Here is a 15790-nt window from a genome sequence, read left to right as displayed (position 1 = left end):
GATGATTGAGTACCTCCCCCACTGGGTCCCCGTTGAGGCTTCCCAGGCCACCATCAACATCATTCTGCTGGGCGTTATTCTGTCGGTCAGCATTTTCGCCGACACCATTGCCGACCGCACGCGCGTCCCGCGGATCTCCATCCTGATGGTGGTGGGGATTGGCATTGCCTTTGTTCAACAGGTGTGGCTTGGTCATCCGGGTGCTGATTTGCTGGGGGGACTGAGTGAGCCTTTGATCCATCTGGCGTTGGTGATGGTGGCTTTTCTGCTGGGCAGCGAACTGAAGCTCGACCGGCTTCGCAATACCGGTCCGCTGATATTGATTATTTCACTGTTTGTGATTATCGGGGGCGGCCTGGTGGTTGGTGCCGGCTTGCTGGTGCTGGGGTTCCCCCTTGTGGTTGCAGTATCACTGGCTGCCATTTCAGTGGCAACGGATCCTGCCGCTGTGAGTGAAACCATTCGCGAGACCAGGGAAAAAGGAGTGGTACCCAGGGTATTGCTGGGCATTGTTGCTATTGATGATGGCTGGGGTATTGTCGTTTTCGGCCTGAGCATGGCGGTTCTGGGCTGGGTGGTTGGCGGCGACGGCCAGCTGGCTTTGCTACATGCACTATGGGAACTGGGCGGTGCCGTCCTGGCAGGTGTCGCCATCGGCCTGCCAGCCGCATGGCTCACCGGCCGCCTCAGGCCTGGCGAGCCCACCCAGGTTGAAGCGATCGCGTTGATACTCCTGCTCGCGGGGCTCTCCTCGTTGCTCGGCGTATCCGCTTTGCTGGCGTCCATGATCGCCGGCTGCCTGGTAGCCAATCTGTCCTACCACCATACCCGGTCGTTCCAGGAGATTGAGCATATTGAATGGCCATTCCTGGTGTTCTTCTTTGTGCTGTCCGGGGCCAGCATTGATCTGTACAAGGCGGATGACGCCATACTGCTGACCCTTGCCTATATTGCCCTGCGCCTGGCCGGCCGGGTGTTGGGGGGCTATCTTGCAGTGACCTTCAGCCGCGCAAAACACCAGGCGCTACCAGGCAACATCGGTCTGGCACTGACACCCCAGGCAGGTGTGGCGATTGGTATGGCACTGCTGGCGGCGGAGAGATTTCCGGAGTTCAGCGATACCATTCTTCCGGTGGTGGTGGCTTCTACCATTATCTTTGAGCTGGTGGGCCCGGTTTTCGTGAAGCGGGTACTGCGCTAACCCGCCGTCGCTGCCGCCCGCTGGCCCCCGAAAACCGCTTTCACATCCTCCAGCACCAGGTAGAGGCAGGGCACCAGAAACAGAATCAATGCCGTGGCGAAGACGATACCGAAGCCCAGAGAGACCGCCATGGGGATCAGGTAAGTGGCCTGCAGTGAGGTTTCGGTAATGATCGGCGTCAGGCCTCCGAAGGTAGTGAGGGTTGTCAGCACAATGGGCCGGAACCGGCGCAGGCCAGCCTCGTAGATCGCCTGCGCCGGGCCCAGGCGCTCACGCTGCCGGTTCGCGTAAGAGACCATGATCAGCGAGTCGTTCACCACCACACCAGACAGGGCAACAATGCCCATGATGCTGACCAGCGACAGCTCCATGCCCAGGATCATGTGGCCGATGATGGCACCTACGGCCCCGAAGGGGATCGCCAGCATGACTACAAGTGGCTGCAGATAGCTGCCAAAGGCTATCGCCAGCAACGCGAAAATCGCCCCCATCGCCAGGCCGAAACCACCCCACAAAGCGGTTGTCGATTCCCGCAAATCCGCCTGGCTGCCCTGGAAGGTCCAGGTCAGGCCCGGAAAGTCAGCCCGCAGTTGTGGCAGTATCTCGCTCTGGATCACAGCCAGTACCTGGCTCGTTGCGGATTTGGGTTGTACGTCAGTGCCAACGGTAATCACTCGCCGGCCATCGCGGCGATCAATAGAGCGCAGGGATTCGCTGATCGTTACCTCGGCCACGTCCATCAGGGGCACTTCCTGGCCGTCGGCCGTGCGGATCACGAAGTTGTCCAGGTAGTGCAGGTCCTGCCGCTGATATTCCGGCAGCCGCACCCTTATTTCGTTTTCATTGATGCCTCTCAACTGGCGCAGGGCGATGCTGCCATAAAAGGCATCCCGCAGCTGCCGGCCCACATGGGTACCGGTCAACCCCAACGCCCGGCCCTCATCGGTGAGGCTGATGTCGAACTGGGGTTTGCCGGTTGAGTAGTTGTCATTGACGCCACGGGTCTGACCGACCTCCTTCAGCTCTTCAACAAAGCGCTGGCTGGCCCGCGCAAGAGTGTCGATGTCGGTGTGGCTGAGATCCACGCTGATATCGTCACGCCAGCTTCCGGGCCCCTGCTCAGCCTCGAAGGTGATCTGGTCGACACCCTTGAAGTCGCCAAGCTCGTTACGCCAGAGCTCGATGATCTCGTTGACGGTCATGTCACGCTCGTCCCCCGGAAGGAGGACAAGTTCGACATCGATGGACCTTTGCCCCCGGACATTGGTCTTGATGCCCTCGACGTTGCGGGACAGGTTGTTTTCTTCAAACAGTCGCTGGGTGTCATGGGTAATGGCCATCGCCATCTCGCCGGCGCGGCGGGCGGTAGTACCAACCGGCAATCTGAGCCCTGCCTCGATTTCATCCGTCGGCGCCTCGGGCATCATGATCATGCCCATGTGGTCACTGACCGCATAGGCGCCGGACACCACCATGATGGTGACGGCTGCTGACAGCGTGATGTAGCGGAAGCGCAGGGCAAGATCCAGCAACGGCCGGTAACCACGGTCCACTACCGCCTGGAATCCCCGGGAAAACACCCGCTGTATGCTGTGCATCCAGTGGCCATAGACGGTCACACTGCCGCGGCCGCTGTGGGCCAGGTGGGCGGGCAGAATGAACAGGGCTTCGATCAGTGAAATCGCCAGCACAAGAATAACCACCACGCCCAGAGGCCACCAGAATTTGCCGGTAACACCGGGAATGAACAGCAGCGGCAGGAAGGCGACGATGTTGGTCAGGATACTGAAGGTGACCGGGCCGGCAATGTCTTTGGCCCCCTGAATGGCCGCCTCCATGAAGCCCATTCCCTGTTCCCGGTACTCGTAGATATTTTCGCCCACCACAATGGCATCATCCACCACTATTCCCAGCACCATCAGGAAACCGAACATGGAAATCATGTTGATGCTGACGTCCATCACCGGCAGGAACAGGACGCTGCCCACAAACGAAATGGTCATGCCCATCATGATCCAGAAGGCCAGCCGGTACTCCAGGAACAGGCTGAGAATCACCAGCACGATTACCATGGCCATGACGCCGTTCTCAAGCAGCATGTCCATGCGATCTTCAAACTGCTCGGCCCGGTTACTGTCGATGCGCAACTTCACCGCATCCGGGAGGGTCACCTCAAGCTCTGCCATTACCTGCTCGACAGAGGCGGCAATGTCCAGGGGTGACTGATCCCCGGTGCGGAAGATCTCGATTTCCACCGAGGGCAGGCTGTTGAAGCGGGAATGGAAGCCGTCCTCCTCGAAGCCATCATGAACCTTGGCGATGTCGCCGAGGGTAACGGCGCCGCCGGAAGCCGCATTCAGAATTACAATGCTCTCGAAGGCATCCGCCCACTGCTTCCGCTCCTTGAGTCTCAGCAGGATGTCACCGTTGTCCGTGGCCATGGAGCCGGCCGGTATGTCCTCACTGGACTGCTCGATGCGGCTGGCGACGTCTGCCAGGGTCAGGTTGTACTTGCGCAACGTTTCCTGGGGAATTTCCACACTCGTCATGTAGGCCGGCACATCGTCTATGACGGCCTGGGTGATCGCATCTTCCGAGAGCAAACGGTTGCGCACCTGCTCACCGAGCTGGCGCAGCGTCCAGATGTCCACCTCGCCGTAGAGAGTCAGCTCCATGACATCGCGGGTTGGCGTCACGAGGCGGATCTCCGGTTCCTCAGCCTGCTCCGGGAAGGTACGGATACGGTCCACGGCCTGCTCTATGTCCTGCAGGGCCTGCATGCGATTGCTCCCGGAAACCAGTTCGAGCTGGATGTTGCCGCTACCCTCGCGGGCGGTGGAGGTCATTTCCTCAATACTCTGAATTCCCTGGACCGCCTCTTCCACAGACAGCAGTATGCCCTGCTCCACTTCCTCCGGGGACGCGCCGGGATAACTGACGGTGATCTGGACCAGATCCAGCTGGAACTCGGGAAAGACTTCCTTTTGCACCTCAGTTGCCATCCAGAAGCCGCCGGCCAGCAACAGGATCATCATCAGATTGGCAGCGATGGAGTTGCGCGCCATCCATTCGATGGGCCCGACCCAGCCCCGGCCTCTGGGTGAATCACTCATTGCCGTCACCCTCCAGCCTCAGCCGGGCACCGCTCACAACGGAGGAGAGTTCGTTGGTTATGACCTGGTCACCGCTCTCCAGGCCTGACCGTACATAGGCATAGTCGTCGTCACGAAAGGCGATTTCAACGTCGCGAATGGCCAGTTGCCGTTCCTCCATGACCCATACGGTGTTGTTGCGGCGCACCAGGTTCCTCTCAAGCCGGACCACGTCATCCAGTGGTCGGCCCTCTATTTCGGCTCGCACAAAGGCACCGAGAATCAGCGGTGGCTTGCCCTCGGCCTCGCCCAATGCAAGGGGATCATCGACCGTGATCAGAACCCGGGCCATGCGCGCATTGCCGTCAAGCTCGCCAACCAGTTGTGTCAGTTGTGCTGTCCGGGTCTGACCGGCGGGCCAGACGGTGTCGTGATGCAGGTTGACGGACGCACCGGGGGAATCCGGATCGGCCGCGAAAGCCAGCCAGCGGAGTTTTGACAGAGGAACCGTCGCCTCAACCCAGTACTGACGGGTTCCCACCAGCCGGCCCAGGGACTGGCCGGCGCTGACCTGAGAGCCCAGGGTTACTTCCCGGCTCAGTACCTGGGCCGGAAACGGCGAGCGGACTCGAGTGCGGGCAAGATCAAGCTCTGCCTGGCGTAAAGCCGCCTCAGCGCCGGCGACTCTGGCGTTGGCCTGTTTCAGCTGCGGTTCCCGCAGTATCAAGGCATCATTTACTGCCTCGATGTCTTCTCCCAGTAACTCGAATTCCTGCCGCGCAACCGCCTGCTGCCCCTGTTCAAGCTCGAGGTCTGCTTTTGCCTGCTGCAGTTCGCTGCGCTGTTGTTGTAAGGCGGCTTCATAATCCGCCGGATCGATGCGGAGCAGCTCTGCGCCTTCCTCGACTCGTCTACCCGGGGTAAAGGCGTCGGCCTGGTGAATGACTTCACCCCCCACCCGAGAGCCCAGCGTGACTTCCCGGGCCGGAACGACCTGCCCCATGACTTCCACTGTGGGCGTGAACCGCCCGCGGCTGACGCTCTGGACATCCACCAGCATGGCAGTCTCACGGGCGGTGTCCTTGCGGGTAGCGGTGGGTTCGGTCTTGAAAATCAGCCAGATCAGGGCGATCCCCACCAGCATGATCATCAGCGACACAAACACGGTCTTCAGTGGGCCGGCTTTGCCTCGCTCAGGACGGACGGCATTCTCGTCGATGGGTTGGCTCATGCCTCGTTGTTCTCCATTGGTGTCGCGGATTCGATACTTCCGGCCAGTGCCCGGTAAAGTGCCACGCGGGTGGTGAGCAGTTGCTGACGGGTGTTCAGAATCGTGCGCTGAAGATCCTGCCTGTCCTGCAATGCGGTCAATACGTCGATGTAACTGACCGCTCCGTTGAGGTACTGGTTTCGCAGCTGCCGGTAGGTTGTATCAGCCAGCTGGCTCTGTTCGTCGAGGCTTCGCAGGCGCCGGCGCTGCTGCTGTTCCCGGACCAGCGCATCTTCAACTTCCCGGATGGCAACAAGAACGGCCTGCCCGTACTCCTGAACCAGTTCGCCCAGTACAGCCTCAGACCGGCGGACCTCGGCACGCCGTTCGCCCCCGTCCACCAGAGGGACCAGCAGGTTCCCGGCCAGGGTCGCCAGCCAGTTGTCGAACAGATCCCCGGCATCGTTCGCCTGTGAATTGATGGATGCCTCGATGGAAAATCTCGGGAACCGGTTGCTGATGGCAGCAGCGAGGTCCCGGTCAGCCGCCTGCACCACTCGCCAGGCCTGCTGAAGATCCGGCCGGCGCTGGACCAGTTCAGCCGGCACACCGGTTTCCGGCAGCGGCGGTAGCGCCGGCAGGGTATCGTCTTCGGGAAGGACACCCTGCCCCGGAGACTGTCCAAGCAGAACCGCCAGCTGATGCCGGAGCACACCGGCTTCGCCTTCAATGTTGCTCAGGCGCTCCCGGGAAGCACTGACCAGCTGACGCTGGCGGAGCACATCGGCACTGTTGTTCTGGCCCATCGCGAAGCGGGACTCAATCACGGTCAGCACGTTTTCATTGGTTTCCAGCTGGCTCTCTGCCAGGGCAAGCTGAGCCCGTTGCTCCACCAGCTGAAACCAGGTGTTGGCAATTTCCCCGCTCAGGGAAATGGCAGCGGCCTGGTAATCGGCCAGGGTTGCCGAGGCGCGCAATGACTCCGCCTCACTTAAGGATTGCACCCTGCCCCAGAGATCTACCTCGTACCTGGCGCTCAGGCCCGCGCTGAAGGTATCGGTATTTGTGGTGTCGGTTTCCTGCCGTTCCGCCCCGGCGGTGGCATCCAGAGACGGAAAAAGCCCCGCCCTCTGCCTGTCTGCCACTGCCCGCGCCTGGCGCAACCTCTGGTAGCTGGCCCGGAGGCCCAGATTATCTTCCAGGGCCCGGGTAACAAGGCTGTCGAGCTGCTCATCATCAAAAGACGTCCACCAGCTGTCGGGCACAACCGGCTGCCCAGTGCGGGTGAATTCTGCCGGGGGCTCTATCGGGGGCTGGGGAGGCTGCTGCTGGCTGGCGCAGGCAGCAAGAAAAACGACAGCTACTACCGGGAGCAGCCGCAAGTGAAGTTTGGTCATTACTTTGGTCATGGACAGCCGGTTACAGTCTGGTGACGAGAATTGCATCAGGCCCGACAATACCATGCAGCGGGCCGGAAGATTTGCCGGAGCGCGATCGCCCACCGGATTTTACACTGTCTTTACGTTGGGAATTCGGGCTTCAGGTCATTCCCCCGGCCCCTGGACTGAGCGGTCCCACCACATCTTGACAACAAAACCGTGAGGCACAGTCAGGGCCGCCAGCCCCCAGAACATCACTCTCACTCCCTCTACCAGCAGACTCGAAGCCGGGCTCCACAGCACCAGCACACCCCAGGCCGCCAGCGCAATCGCAATGGCGCCCAGCGTTGCCGGGGCGGATTTTCGCACCAGAAAACTCACCACCTGCCTGAATTCAGCTTCCCCGAGACGATATTCCGCAATCGACAGGAAGTGGCGAATGCTGTGAACAATACAGAAATAGAAGGTAAACGCGAGAAGCGGTGACAGCAGAATCATGGCTGCGGCCACCAGCACCAGCTCTGTGAAAACACGGGCAGCCAGATGCTCATGATGGCGCCAGACCAGCATCCCGAAGGCCACCAGCCACAGCGCTGCCAGCACCGGCCCGACAATGGTGACCACGGCAAGGACCGTTTCCGTCTCGCGGCTCACCAGCCAGGCAAACAGTTCACTGGTCTGTTCAGGGTGCCCGATCATCGGTCCCAGAACGGTCAGGCTGCCACTCAGCCAGATCAACAGGGAATTGCGGGATGGACTGAGGTACGCCGCATCGGTAAACCCGAAGTGCCAGATAGAAAGCATCAGAAACACGAGAAGCGCCAGTACCGGAAGAAACCAGATCAGGCCCACGAACCCGAGCACAGCCGCAGAATAGGCAGACAGTGCATAGGGCATGGCCTCTGGGCGGTTGCCCGTCAGACGTTTCAGAATCAGCGGGTCGGCGCCGCCATGGGATAGACCGAATACCGCAACCGGCACCAGTATGATCCAGAACTGTTGTTCCAGTGATAATGGTGGCAGCACCAGGGCAGCCAGAACCGCAACCACTGCAGCAACAAGCACACAGCCTTGATGCCAGCGTCCCCGGGAGCTTTTGTGGAGGTTGCCACCCACCGTGCCCCTCGCGTTCGCAGTCATGGCATTACCGCCCGTAGAAAAGGAATCGACGGCAGTGCTGCCGCCACAGCAACCGCATCCCCCCAACGCGGCTGATCATTCATGAAACGCGCCATCTGCTCAGCTGTGGTGGCGGAAAAAAGATCCAGAAACCAGTCGGGGGCGGTTTCCGGGTGTCGGCGTAGCGCCCGCAAAAAAACACGGTCCATCCAGTCCAGCCAATGCTTACGCGACTCAGGCGGATGGAAGTGCCAATGCCCGCTGGCCGCGGCAGCAAGAATCTGGCCTGCCAGCTCAGCGCAGTTTCGTTGGCAGTTGGAAAAGTGATAGCCGGTGGCTGCGCGCATCCAGCCACCACCAACGCCGGCCCTGACTATCCGCCCCTGTTGCCGCGACGGGCTGACTGGCATCATTGGCAGTTTCCCGGATTCCGAGCGTGTCACCGTATAATCTTCGAATCCCCGCTCATCCAGCCAGGCCTCCAACCGGGCCTGGCAGTCAGGCCACTCCCCACCCGGATGAAACGCGGTCCATTCCACCAGCAGGTTATCCCGATCGAGAGGCAGCAGGTACATGAAACAGATATGCTCCTGGCACGGCTGAAAATCCATCAGCTTCGCCATACCCGCATCATAACCGTGCCCGGGGCAATGGATCTCGTATCCCGTAAACACCTGCCAGAAACCGAGCTTTTCATCGACTCGAGTCGCTTCCGGTGGCCGGGTGTCGATAACCGCTCTGGCTCGCCACTGCCCGGCATTTGTGGATATCAGAACGCCATCGGCAGAGTCGCTGATTGCCTCAACGGTGATCCCCTGCCGCAGGCTGAACCCGGGGCAGGACTCAATGCGGGCCAACGCATGTTGGTAAACACTGCCGGCAGGCAGCATTGCATAGGGTGTCTGTTCACTTGATTGCGATACCGAGCGCTCTCCACTGCTAACCTGCCAGTGTGGCCAGCGATGGCTGATCAGGTGTCGGAAAGGGTGATGCTCGCTGTCCCAGAAACACCAGGTGCGGTCGTTATGGTATTCCTTCCGAGGCTCGAGCAGATGCAGGGTAGGCAGCGGCTGTTGTTTCTGCGCGGACAGTTCCAGTAGCCAGCAGGCCAGGCTAAGGCCAGTCAGTCCAGCCCCGATGATCACCAGGTCACAATCGAATTCACGCTCGCCTGCCATCAATCAGAACCGCTGTTGCCGATGGGTCAGACAGATATCCAGCCCCTTGTGCAGGCTGGGGTCGTGGGCAGGCTGTCGATGACTCATCGCCTCAGCCATCAACTGCACCAGCGCTTTTGCAGAAACCCTGAGCTTGAGCGCCGAATTCACCACACTGCGATGCTGCCAGTAGCGTTGTTCGCCCCGCCGCAGGATCTGCCGTCCGATTTCCCGGTAGACCCGCGCCGCCACCGCAATCGCAAGCCGGGCTCGAAACGGCAGATAGCCCAGACCCTGCCAGCCACTGGTGTAGTAACGCTCTGCCAGTGTGAGCAACTCACAGACTCCGCGCCAGGCTCTGTGCTGCGACTCTGAACAACCTTCCACCAGTGCCCCGGGCGCCAGGGTGCCAGCAGCGCCATCAGACGGCAGATAGACCCTGCCCAGCTGAGCGTCTTCAACAACGTCCCGCGCTATATTGGTCAGCTGCATGGCAATACCCAGGTCAATGGCGTGGGGCAAAGCCCGCGATGGCTCACGGGCATGGAGCAGGCAGGTCATCATGACGCCGACGGTACCGGCTACGCCGTAAGCGTACTGCAACAGTTCGCGGTGGCTTGATACCCGCACCGATTGCAGGTCCAGCTGTACGGTTGCGATCATATCCCGCAGCGCCCCCAGGGCCAGTGGTTCTCCTGAGAGTAGCTGCTGCGCCTGCAGGTAGACAGGCCCAAGTTCTCCTTCTGGCGGGCAACGCTCGGCAAGCGCCTGATCCAGCGCCGATAATTTCTGCTGTGCCAGTACCTTTTCGGATTGGGTCAGAGCATCATCGGCGAGATCATCAATGCCGCGGCACAGGCTGTAGAGGCTGGCAGCTTTTGACAACTGCTCGCCGCTCAGCAATTGCCCGGCCCAATAAAAACTTCGACCATGGCGGCGAAGCACCTCGGTGCCTGATGCCCCCCATTCGGCTTGGTGACCAGGCTGCCGATCAGAATGCTGGGAGGAATGCAGAGCCGTCGGTTTCATTTGACACCGCTCATCGCGATCTCGTCAGGGTGAACCTCGGTCACAGGCCTCAACGGGAAAGCCCGGTCGACCAGCCTCTCAACCACACCAGCCGAACAGACCACACCGGGCACGCCGGCACCGGGATGAACACCCGCCCCCACGAAGAAAAGATTCGGATAACGGGGTGACTGGTTGTGAAACCGCAGCCCCGCGGACTGGGTCAGGGTGGGGGCAATGGAGAAGCCACTGCCATAAGGACTGTTGAGCTCGTTCCGGAAGTAGACCGGGGAGATGCTGCGCGTGGCCCGCACCTGTTGGGGCAAGTCCGGCATCAGGCGCGCCGCGAGAATCTCGATGATTCGTTGCTCAAGAGCGGGGGCCAGTTGCTCCCAGTCCTGGTCACCCTGGAGGTTCGGTACCGGTGCCAGTACATAGAAGGCGTCGCCGGTGTCAGGCGCCATGGAGGGGTCTGTCGCCCCGGGCCGATGAAGGTACAGGCTCAGGTCTCCCGGCACCTCGTGCTGGTCAAAAATCTGGGTAAGGATCTCCCGGAAAGTGTCTCCGAATACAATGGTGTGGTGCTCAATCTCAGGGTATGTCTGATGCGTCGTGAAATAGAGCACAAACAGACCCATGGATTGCTTGAGCCGGCCTCGGTGGCTGTCCGCCAGTCGCTGCATCGTTGTCCGGGCAATCCAGTTGTCATAGACATACAACGGGTCAGCGTTACTGACCAGCAGGTCGGCACCAAAGCGGTCACCCTGTTCGGTCACTGCGGCACTGACTTTCAGGCCTGTCATTTCCAGGCGCTCTACGGATTGCCCGGTGAACAGGCGCCCGCCATGCCTCTCAAACAGCTTCGCCAGCGCATCAATCAGTGCCCCTGTTCCACCCTGGACGTACCAGACACCACCCTTGCGCTCAAGGGCATGAATCAGTGCGTAGAGCGACGACGTGCGGAAGGGATTGCCACCTACCAGTAATGAAGGCACCGAAAAAGCCTTCCGCAAACGTTCATCCCTGAAGAACTGCGAGACAAACTGATAAATACTCCGGTCAGCCCGAAGACGCACCAGATCCGGCAGCACTTCCAGCATGTCGGAAACCCGGGTAAAGGGCCTTGTCGCCAACTCCACAAACCCCCGCTCATACATGGCTTCGGCGGCGGTGAGGAATTCCTGATAGCGGACTCCCTCGCCCGGGGACAGGCGCTCTATTTCCGCTACGATGGCGTCTGTGGTATCGCCATAATCAAAGTGACTGCCATCGACAAACTCCATGCGGTAGAAAGGAGCCACCGGCAGCAGCGTGACATGGTCTTCAAGCTTTTCGCCAAAACGCTCGAACAGCTCCGCAAACAGAAAAGGCGCGGTGATAACCGTCGCCCCGGCATCAAACCGGTGGCCATCAAGCTCGAAGGTCCGCGCCCGGCCACCCAGATCTTCATGTTTCTCAAGAACGTCCACGGCATAACCCCGGGCCAACAGCCGCAAGGCAACGGCGAGCCCGCCGAAACCTGCGCCCACAACCACGGCCTGTAACTTTGAGTCAACCTGCGACAATGCTGTCATAACCTTCTGGCGCTCCGGCCGAATGGTGGTTGCGGCGATGTGCCAGCGCCCTTTGCTCCAGTTGTGCAAGCAACGGATCTATTGTGAGCCCCAGAGAGATCTTTTCCCTGTGCTCCAGTTTTCCCAGCAAGCGGCGGGCCCTGTTGAGTGACGCAATGGCATGCCGGGTTGCTCGTCTGATTCGCGGTTCCGCCGCCTCTCTCTGGCCCTGTCGGTGATGGTGCCAAGCATGAAAAGGATGCAGCGGCTGGCGCTTTGATTTCAAGTCATCCAGGTCGTCAATGATCTGGTAAGCCAGGCCAATGGCGGCTGCCAATTGCCTGATACAGTCCTGGGTGTGTTGGTCTGCCCCGCCCGCGGCGGCGCCGCTGATCAAAGGCAACTCTATGAGAGGGGCCGTTTTCGCTGTTGTTGCCTCAAGGTAGGCGCGCAGCTTGGGTAATGATTGGTTTTCGGGTTGCGCGATCTCCACGCTCTGGCCAACAATGATTCGACCCGTCATTTTCGACAGGTGTTGAGCCAGCAGTCGGGATTCGCTGGGATCATCAAGGTCCGCAGCAACGCCGAAAGCGGCGCACAGCAGCAAATCACCTGCACACAGGGCAACGCCATCCCCGTATCGTTTCCAGACACTGGGCGCACCCCGCCGGGTGGTATCCCTGTCCAGAAGATCGTCGTGCACCAGGGATGCATTATGGACAAGTTCGCAAGCAGCGGCTGCCACAATACGATAGTTTCTTGAACTGCCAAAGGCTCTTCCACTGGCGAGTGCCAGTCGGGCTCTCAGCAGGCTCCCCCCTGTCTGTACCTGGTAGCTGCTTGCCGAACTGGCAGGCCCCGCCATCAGGCGGTTCAGGTGATTGGTCATGAGTGTCTGAACAAGCGCAAGTTCCCGCGCCTGGCTCAGGTCGTCCCCGGTTTCAGCAGGGAATCTCCCTGCCTCTTTCATTGAAGTTTCCGGCATAACGGTTGGTCCACAAGAGGTTGTCATTATTGGATTCCTCTTTACCGAGTTCGCCGCGGATGCACGCCTTCCATGGCGTCCTGCTCCTTTTCTGCCCGAGCACTGTCGTGCACGGGAAGTTGATGAGCTAAGCGCAATATTTTCCTTCTGCAAAATCCACCGCTAAAAAGTATCCATCGGACCTCAGGATTCTGTAGCGGTCTTGTAGCCTTCGGCTGCTGACTTGCGCACCGCGATGGTGAAGATCACCAGGCCGAACACAGCTTTCGCCACGATATCTGCAATTGTGTAGCCCACTTCGACGGCGACAATGGCAGAACCACCGGTAATGCCCAGCAGCGGCAGCAGGTAGACGATCGGGTAGAACGCCCAGGAGGCAATGACAAGATAGGTTGCGTAGTGGATCAACTGCTTGACATTGTCAGGCTGCTTTTCGATAGATTCTTTCAGACCCACAACCAGCTGGTAGAGAATGTAGATGAACGGAATCATCGACAGGATCCAGAACAGGAAGCGCGTTCCGGCGCCCTCGGCAACTTCACCCGGGTAACCCAGAACGATCATCAGAGCGGCAGCACCACCCAGTTTGATAGCCCTGTTCCAGGTTTCGTCCTGACTGAGCTTCATTACCAGGATGAGCTCCACGAGCAGAAGTGGCACTGTCAACAGCCAATCCACATAGCGATAAGCCTGGTTGAACGGCTCACCAGTTGCAGCGAGTTCACCGGATGTGACGTCCACAGCCTTGTCCCAGGACAGCATGATCTGCAGGTAGTGATAGGCAGCGATGGCCGTTACCAGACCGGTAATCGTTATCGCCATCCGGTAACCGGGAGCTACTGACGAACGCATCAGCCAGAGAAATAGAGTCGTCGAAGCCATGACGGCCAGACCGAAAGAAAAAGCATTGCCTACAAAGCTATACTGATCCAACGATAGAGTTTCAATACTTAGCATTGTTATCGTCCTTTAAGCTCTGAAATCAGATCACGCGGTAACTGCCAGGTTTCAGCGTCGTGCCTCGACAATCACCAACGCATGTGGTCACACCTTGATGTCTATCAAGAGTTAACGGTTGGTAATACGCCGAGCACTCAGAACCGGATCCCGATGCAGCAGCAAATCGTCCAGCTATTGATATATGTCAATAAGGAAAAACACCATGAAAACCATTGGCCTTCTTGGCGGCATGAGCTGGGAATCGACCCAAACCTATTACCGGCTGATCAATGAAGGTGTGAAGGCCCGCCTGGGTGGACTGCACTCTGCAAGGATGGTTTTGTACAGCGTGGACTTTGCGGAAATCGAAACCCTCCAGCACCAGGGTGACTGGGCTGCGACCGCAAGGATCCTGGCAAACGCTGCGGTGTCGTTGCAGAAAGCCGGTGCCGATTTTCTGGTAATTGCCACCAACACCATGCACAAGGTGGCACCGGAGATAGAACAGGCCCTCGATATGCCCCTGCTTCACATTGCGGATGCGACAGCAAAAACGCTGGCCCGGGATGGCATTGATCGCGTGGGCTTGCTGGGTACGCGATTTACCATGGAGCAGGATTTTTATCGAAACCGCCTTGAAAAGGCTGGCATCAACGTGCTGACGCCGGACCTTGTCCAAAGGGATGTGGTTCACCGGGTGATCTACGAGGAACTGTGCCAGGGCAGGATCAACCCGGATTCCCGTGCGGCGTACCTTGATACCGTCGCGTCGCTCGCAGAGCAAGGCGCCCAGGCCGTAATCCTCGGATGCACTGAAATTGGCCTGCTTATAAGGCAGGCAGACACCTCCGTTCCGCTTTACGACACAACCGAAATTCATGCTGCCCAGGCGGTTGAACAGGCGCTTTCTGATAAGACGAATAAAGAGCAACACTGATGCTTCTAAGTCTGGGTATTTCTAAGCCTGGAGAGTACCGAGTTAATTTCTGTGAGATTTTGTGACGAGAGTTGCACCGATTCAGTAGTGCCGTTGGTTGCCTTCAAAACGCCGAATTCCTTTACACCTTGGGTTTTTCCTGAAATCCATGTCCTTGAATCCGCTGGCTCCAGGATCATTGGCCTGAAAAATGCAATTTTCGGTAGTGAATCCACAACAAGGAAGATTCGCTATGAAATATATGATCACCGGTCTCACCATCTCAATGGTTTCAACGGCCGCCATGGCAGGCACTGCGCCCCCGGTTGTATCTGTTCCGGAACCTGGGATGCTGGGTTTGTTTGCGGCCAGCGTGGCGGCAATCTTTATCGCAAAAAAATTCGGTAAGTAACACCGCTTTTGAAATAGTGCAGGGATCGAAAAGCAGGGACGCTGAACTTAGACAAAAAACACGAACAGTTTGTTATGGCCACCTATCAAATTCTTTACATGATCGGTATTCCGCTCATTATTGCCGCCGAATACCGATTCGCACGGAAGGAGCTTATCCACGATCGCTACGACCGCTGGTTCAGCAACCTCAGCCTGGGCTTTATTAACGAGGCGGTTCTTTTGGCTTCCCCGGTATTGATTTCCCTATTTCTGCTACCAGCATCAGCCTCCATCCTGCACCCTTTACTGGCGGCTTTGGTTGCTTTTCTGGCTCTGGATCTTGCGGCCTACTGGCTCCACCGCGCATACCACCATTTCCATGCCCTGTGGCGCCTGCATCGCGTTCATCACTGTGAACTCGAACTGGATTTTTCAACAACCTTTCGTCATCACCCGGCCGAAGTCGTCGTCAGTTTGCTGGTTATTTACATTGTGATGGCCGCACTTGCGCTGTCGCCACTTCAGGTCATCCCCTATGTGGTTGCAGTCAAGACAGTTCAGCTTCTGGCGCATTCGAATATCCGTTTGAATACTCGCGCCGAGGCTCTGATCAACCTTTTTTTTGTCACGCCGGGCACCCACCAGTTTCACCATTCCACACATCAGCCCCACACCGATTCTAATTTCGGCGAGGTGTTGACGGTATGGGACCGGATTTTTGGTACCTATACCTGCCCCAGGGCATATCCTGAACCCTCATCTTTTGGCCTCAAGGAATTTTCAAATATCAGCGATCAGCGCCTCGGCTCGTTATTGATGCTACCTCTGCGGTAATTCG

At 58.7% G+C, this 15790-nt stretch carries 13 protein-coding genes; 4 read left to right on the top strand and 9 right to left on the bottom strand.

The features are described 5' to 3' along the window. The first annotated feature begins 1 nt into the window (after position 1). Complete coding sequence (locus DIT71_RS06995; protein WP_114612502.1) at positions 2-1201, top strand: cation:proton antiporter; 1200 nt, start codon at positions 2-4, stop codon at positions 1199-1201. Here the strand turns inward: DIT71_RS06995 and DIT71_RS06990 are convergent. The 9 genes from DIT71_RS06990 to DIT71_RS06950 form a co-directional block, all read right to left on the bottom strand. Continuing rightward, positions 1198-4314, bottom strand: coding sequence for an efflux RND transporter permease subunit (locus DIT71_RS06990; protein ID WP_114612501.1), 3117 nt, complete (start codon positions 4312-4314; stop codon positions 1198-1200). The two genes, DIT71_RS06995 and DIT71_RS06990, sit on opposite strands and share 4 nt — an antisense overlap. After that, positions 4307-5524 carry an efflux RND transporter periplasmic adaptor subunit gene (locus DIT71_RS06985; RefSeq protein WP_114612500.1) on the bottom strand — a complete coding sequence of 406 codons (1218 nt, stop codon included), beginning with the start codon at positions 5522-5524 and terminating at the stop codon, positions 4307-4309. The genes DIT71_RS06990 and DIT71_RS06985 overlap by 8 nt, the downstream gene beginning before the upstream one ends. Continuing rightward, positions 5521-6900, bottom strand: a complete 1380-nt coding sequence (locus DIT71_RS06980) for an efflux transporter outer membrane subunit (protein ID WP_158538955.1) — start codon at positions 6898-6900, stop codon at positions 5521-5523. The genes DIT71_RS06985 and DIT71_RS06980 overlap by 4 nt, the downstream gene beginning before the upstream one ends. Positions 6901-7047: 147 nt before the next feature. Next, positions 7048-8022, bottom strand: coding sequence for a Brp/Blh family beta-carotene 15,15'-dioxygenase (locus DIT71_RS06975; protein WP_114612498.1), 975 nt, complete (start codon positions 8020-8022; stop codon positions 7048-7050). Continuing rightward, positions 8019-9179 carry a lycopene cyclase family protein gene (locus DIT71_RS06970; RefSeq protein WP_114612890.1) on the bottom strand — a complete coding sequence of 387 codons (1161 nt, stop codon included), beginning with the start codon at positions 9177-9179 and terminating at the stop codon, positions 8019-8021. The genes DIT71_RS06975 and DIT71_RS06970 overlap by 4 nt, the downstream gene beginning before the upstream one ends. Positions 9180-9182: 3 nt before the next feature. Then, positions 9183-10187, bottom strand: coding sequence for a phytoene/squalene synthase family protein (locus tag DIT71_RS06965; RefSeq protein WP_114612497.1), 1005 nt, complete (start codon positions 10185-10187; stop codon positions 9183-9185). Beyond that, a complete protein-coding gene (crtI, locus tag DIT71_RS06960) occupies positions 10184-11740 on the bottom strand; it encodes a phytoene desaturase family protein (RefSeq protein ID WP_114612496.1) in 1557 nt (518 codons plus the stop codon). The genes DIT71_RS06965 and crtI overlap by 4 nt, the downstream gene beginning before the upstream one ends. Next, a complete protein-coding gene (locus tag DIT71_RS06955; RefSeq protein ID WP_158538954.1) occupies positions 11718-12689 on the bottom strand; it encodes a polyprenyl synthetase family protein in 972 nt (323 codons plus the stop codon). The genes crtI and DIT71_RS06955 overlap by 23 nt, the downstream gene beginning before the upstream one ends. A 198-nt stretch (positions 12690-12887) precedes the next feature. Further along, positions 12888-13661: a bacteriorhodopsin-like gene (locus DIT71_RS06950; RefSeq protein WP_199490965.1), complete on the bottom strand. Its 774-nt coding sequence runs from the start codon at positions 13659-13661 to the stop codon at positions 12888-12890. A gap of 205 nt (positions 13662-13866) precedes the next feature. Between DIT71_RS06950 and DIT71_RS06945 the strand changes: the two genes are divergently transcribed. The 3 genes from DIT71_RS06945 to DIT71_RS06935 all read left to right on the top strand — a co-directional run bounded on the left by DIT71_RS06945 (position 13867) and on the right by DIT71_RS06935 (position 15786). Then, the gene (locus tag DIT71_RS06945) at positions 13867-14580 is read left to right on the top strand and encodes an aspartate/glutamate racemase family protein (protein WP_114612494.1); all 714 of its coding nucleotides are present in this window, start codon (positions 13867-13869) and stop codon (positions 14578-14580) included. Between the two features lie 232 nt (positions 14581-14812). Beyond that, positions 14813-14971, top strand: a complete 159-nt coding sequence (locus DIT71_RS06940) for a PEP-CTERM sorting domain-containing protein (RefSeq protein WP_158538953.1) — start codon at positions 14813-14815, stop codon at positions 14969-14971. A 74-nt stretch (positions 14972-15045) separates the two neighbouring features. Next, the gene (locus tag DIT71_RS06935; RefSeq protein ID WP_114612492.1) at positions 15046-15786 is read left to right on the top strand and encodes a sterol desaturase family protein; all 741 of its coding nucleotides are present in this window, start codon (positions 15046-15048) and stop codon (positions 15784-15786) included. The last annotated feature ends 4 nt before the right edge of the window (positions 15787-15790 follow it).

Source organism: Marinobacter vulgaris, from assembly GCF_003344045.1.
Taxonomy (GTDB): domain Bacteria; phylum Pseudomonadota; class Gammaproteobacteria; order Pseudomonadales; family Oleiphilaceae; genus Marinobacter; species Marinobacter vulgaris.
Note: the sequence above shows the minus strand (reverse complement) of the source record. Positions and strands in the feature narration are given on the sequence as shown.

Excerpts from the sequence above, each read along its gene's own strand:
- DIT71_RS06965 (WP_114612497.1), bottom strand. The coding sequence starts at position 10,187 with ATGAAACCGACGGCTCTGCATTCCTCCCAGCATTCTGATCGGCAGCCT.
- DIT71_RS06985 (WP_114612500.1), bottom strand. The coding sequence starts at position 5,524 with ATGAGCCAACCCATCGACGAGAATGCCGTCCGTCCTGAGCGAGGCAAA.
- DIT71_RS06945 (WP_114612494.1), top strand. The coding sequence starts at position 13,867 with ATGAAAACCATTGGCCTTCTTGGCGGCATGAGCTGGGAATCGACCCAA.
- DIT71_RS06990 (WP_114612501.1), bottom strand. The coding sequence starts at position 4,314 with ATGAGTGATTCACCCAGAGGCCGGGGCTGGGTCGGGCCCATCGAATGG.
- DIT71_RS06955 (WP_158538954.1), bottom strand. The coding sequence starts at position 12,689 with ATGAAAGAGGCAGGGAGATTCCCTGCTGAAACCGGGGACGACCTGAGC.
- DIT71_RS06950 (WP_199490965.1), bottom strand. The coding sequence starts at position 13,661 with ATGCTAAGTATTGAAACTCTATCGTTGGATCAGTATAGCTTTGTAGGC.
- DIT71_RS06995 (WP_114612502.1), top strand. The coding sequence starts at position 2 with ATGATTGAGTACCTCCCCCACTGGGTCCCCGTTGAGGCTTCCCAGGCC.
- DIT71_RS06935 (WP_114612492.1), top strand. The coding sequence starts at position 15,046 with ATGGCCACCTATCAAATTCTTTACATGATCGGTATTCCGCTCATTATT.
- DIT71_RS06970 (WP_114612890.1), bottom strand. The coding sequence starts at position 9,179 with ATGGCAGGCGAGCGTGAATTCGATTGTGACCTGGTGATCATCGGGGCT.
- crtI (WP_114612496.1), bottom strand. The coding sequence starts at position 11,740 with ATGACAGCATTGTCGCAGGTTGACTCAAAGTTACAGGCCGTGGTTGTG.
- DIT71_RS06980 (WP_158538955.1), bottom strand. The coding sequence starts at position 6,900 with ATGACCAAACTTCACTTGCGGCTGCTCCCGGTAGTAGCTGTCGTTTTT.
- DIT71_RS06975 (WP_114612498.1), bottom strand. The coding sequence starts at position 8,022 with ATGACTGCGAACGCGAGGGGCACGGTGGGTGGCAACCTCCACAAAAGC.
- DIT71_RS06940 (WP_158538953.1), top strand. The coding sequence starts at position 14,813 with ATGAAATATATGATCACCGGTCTCACCATCTCAATGGTTTCAACGGCC.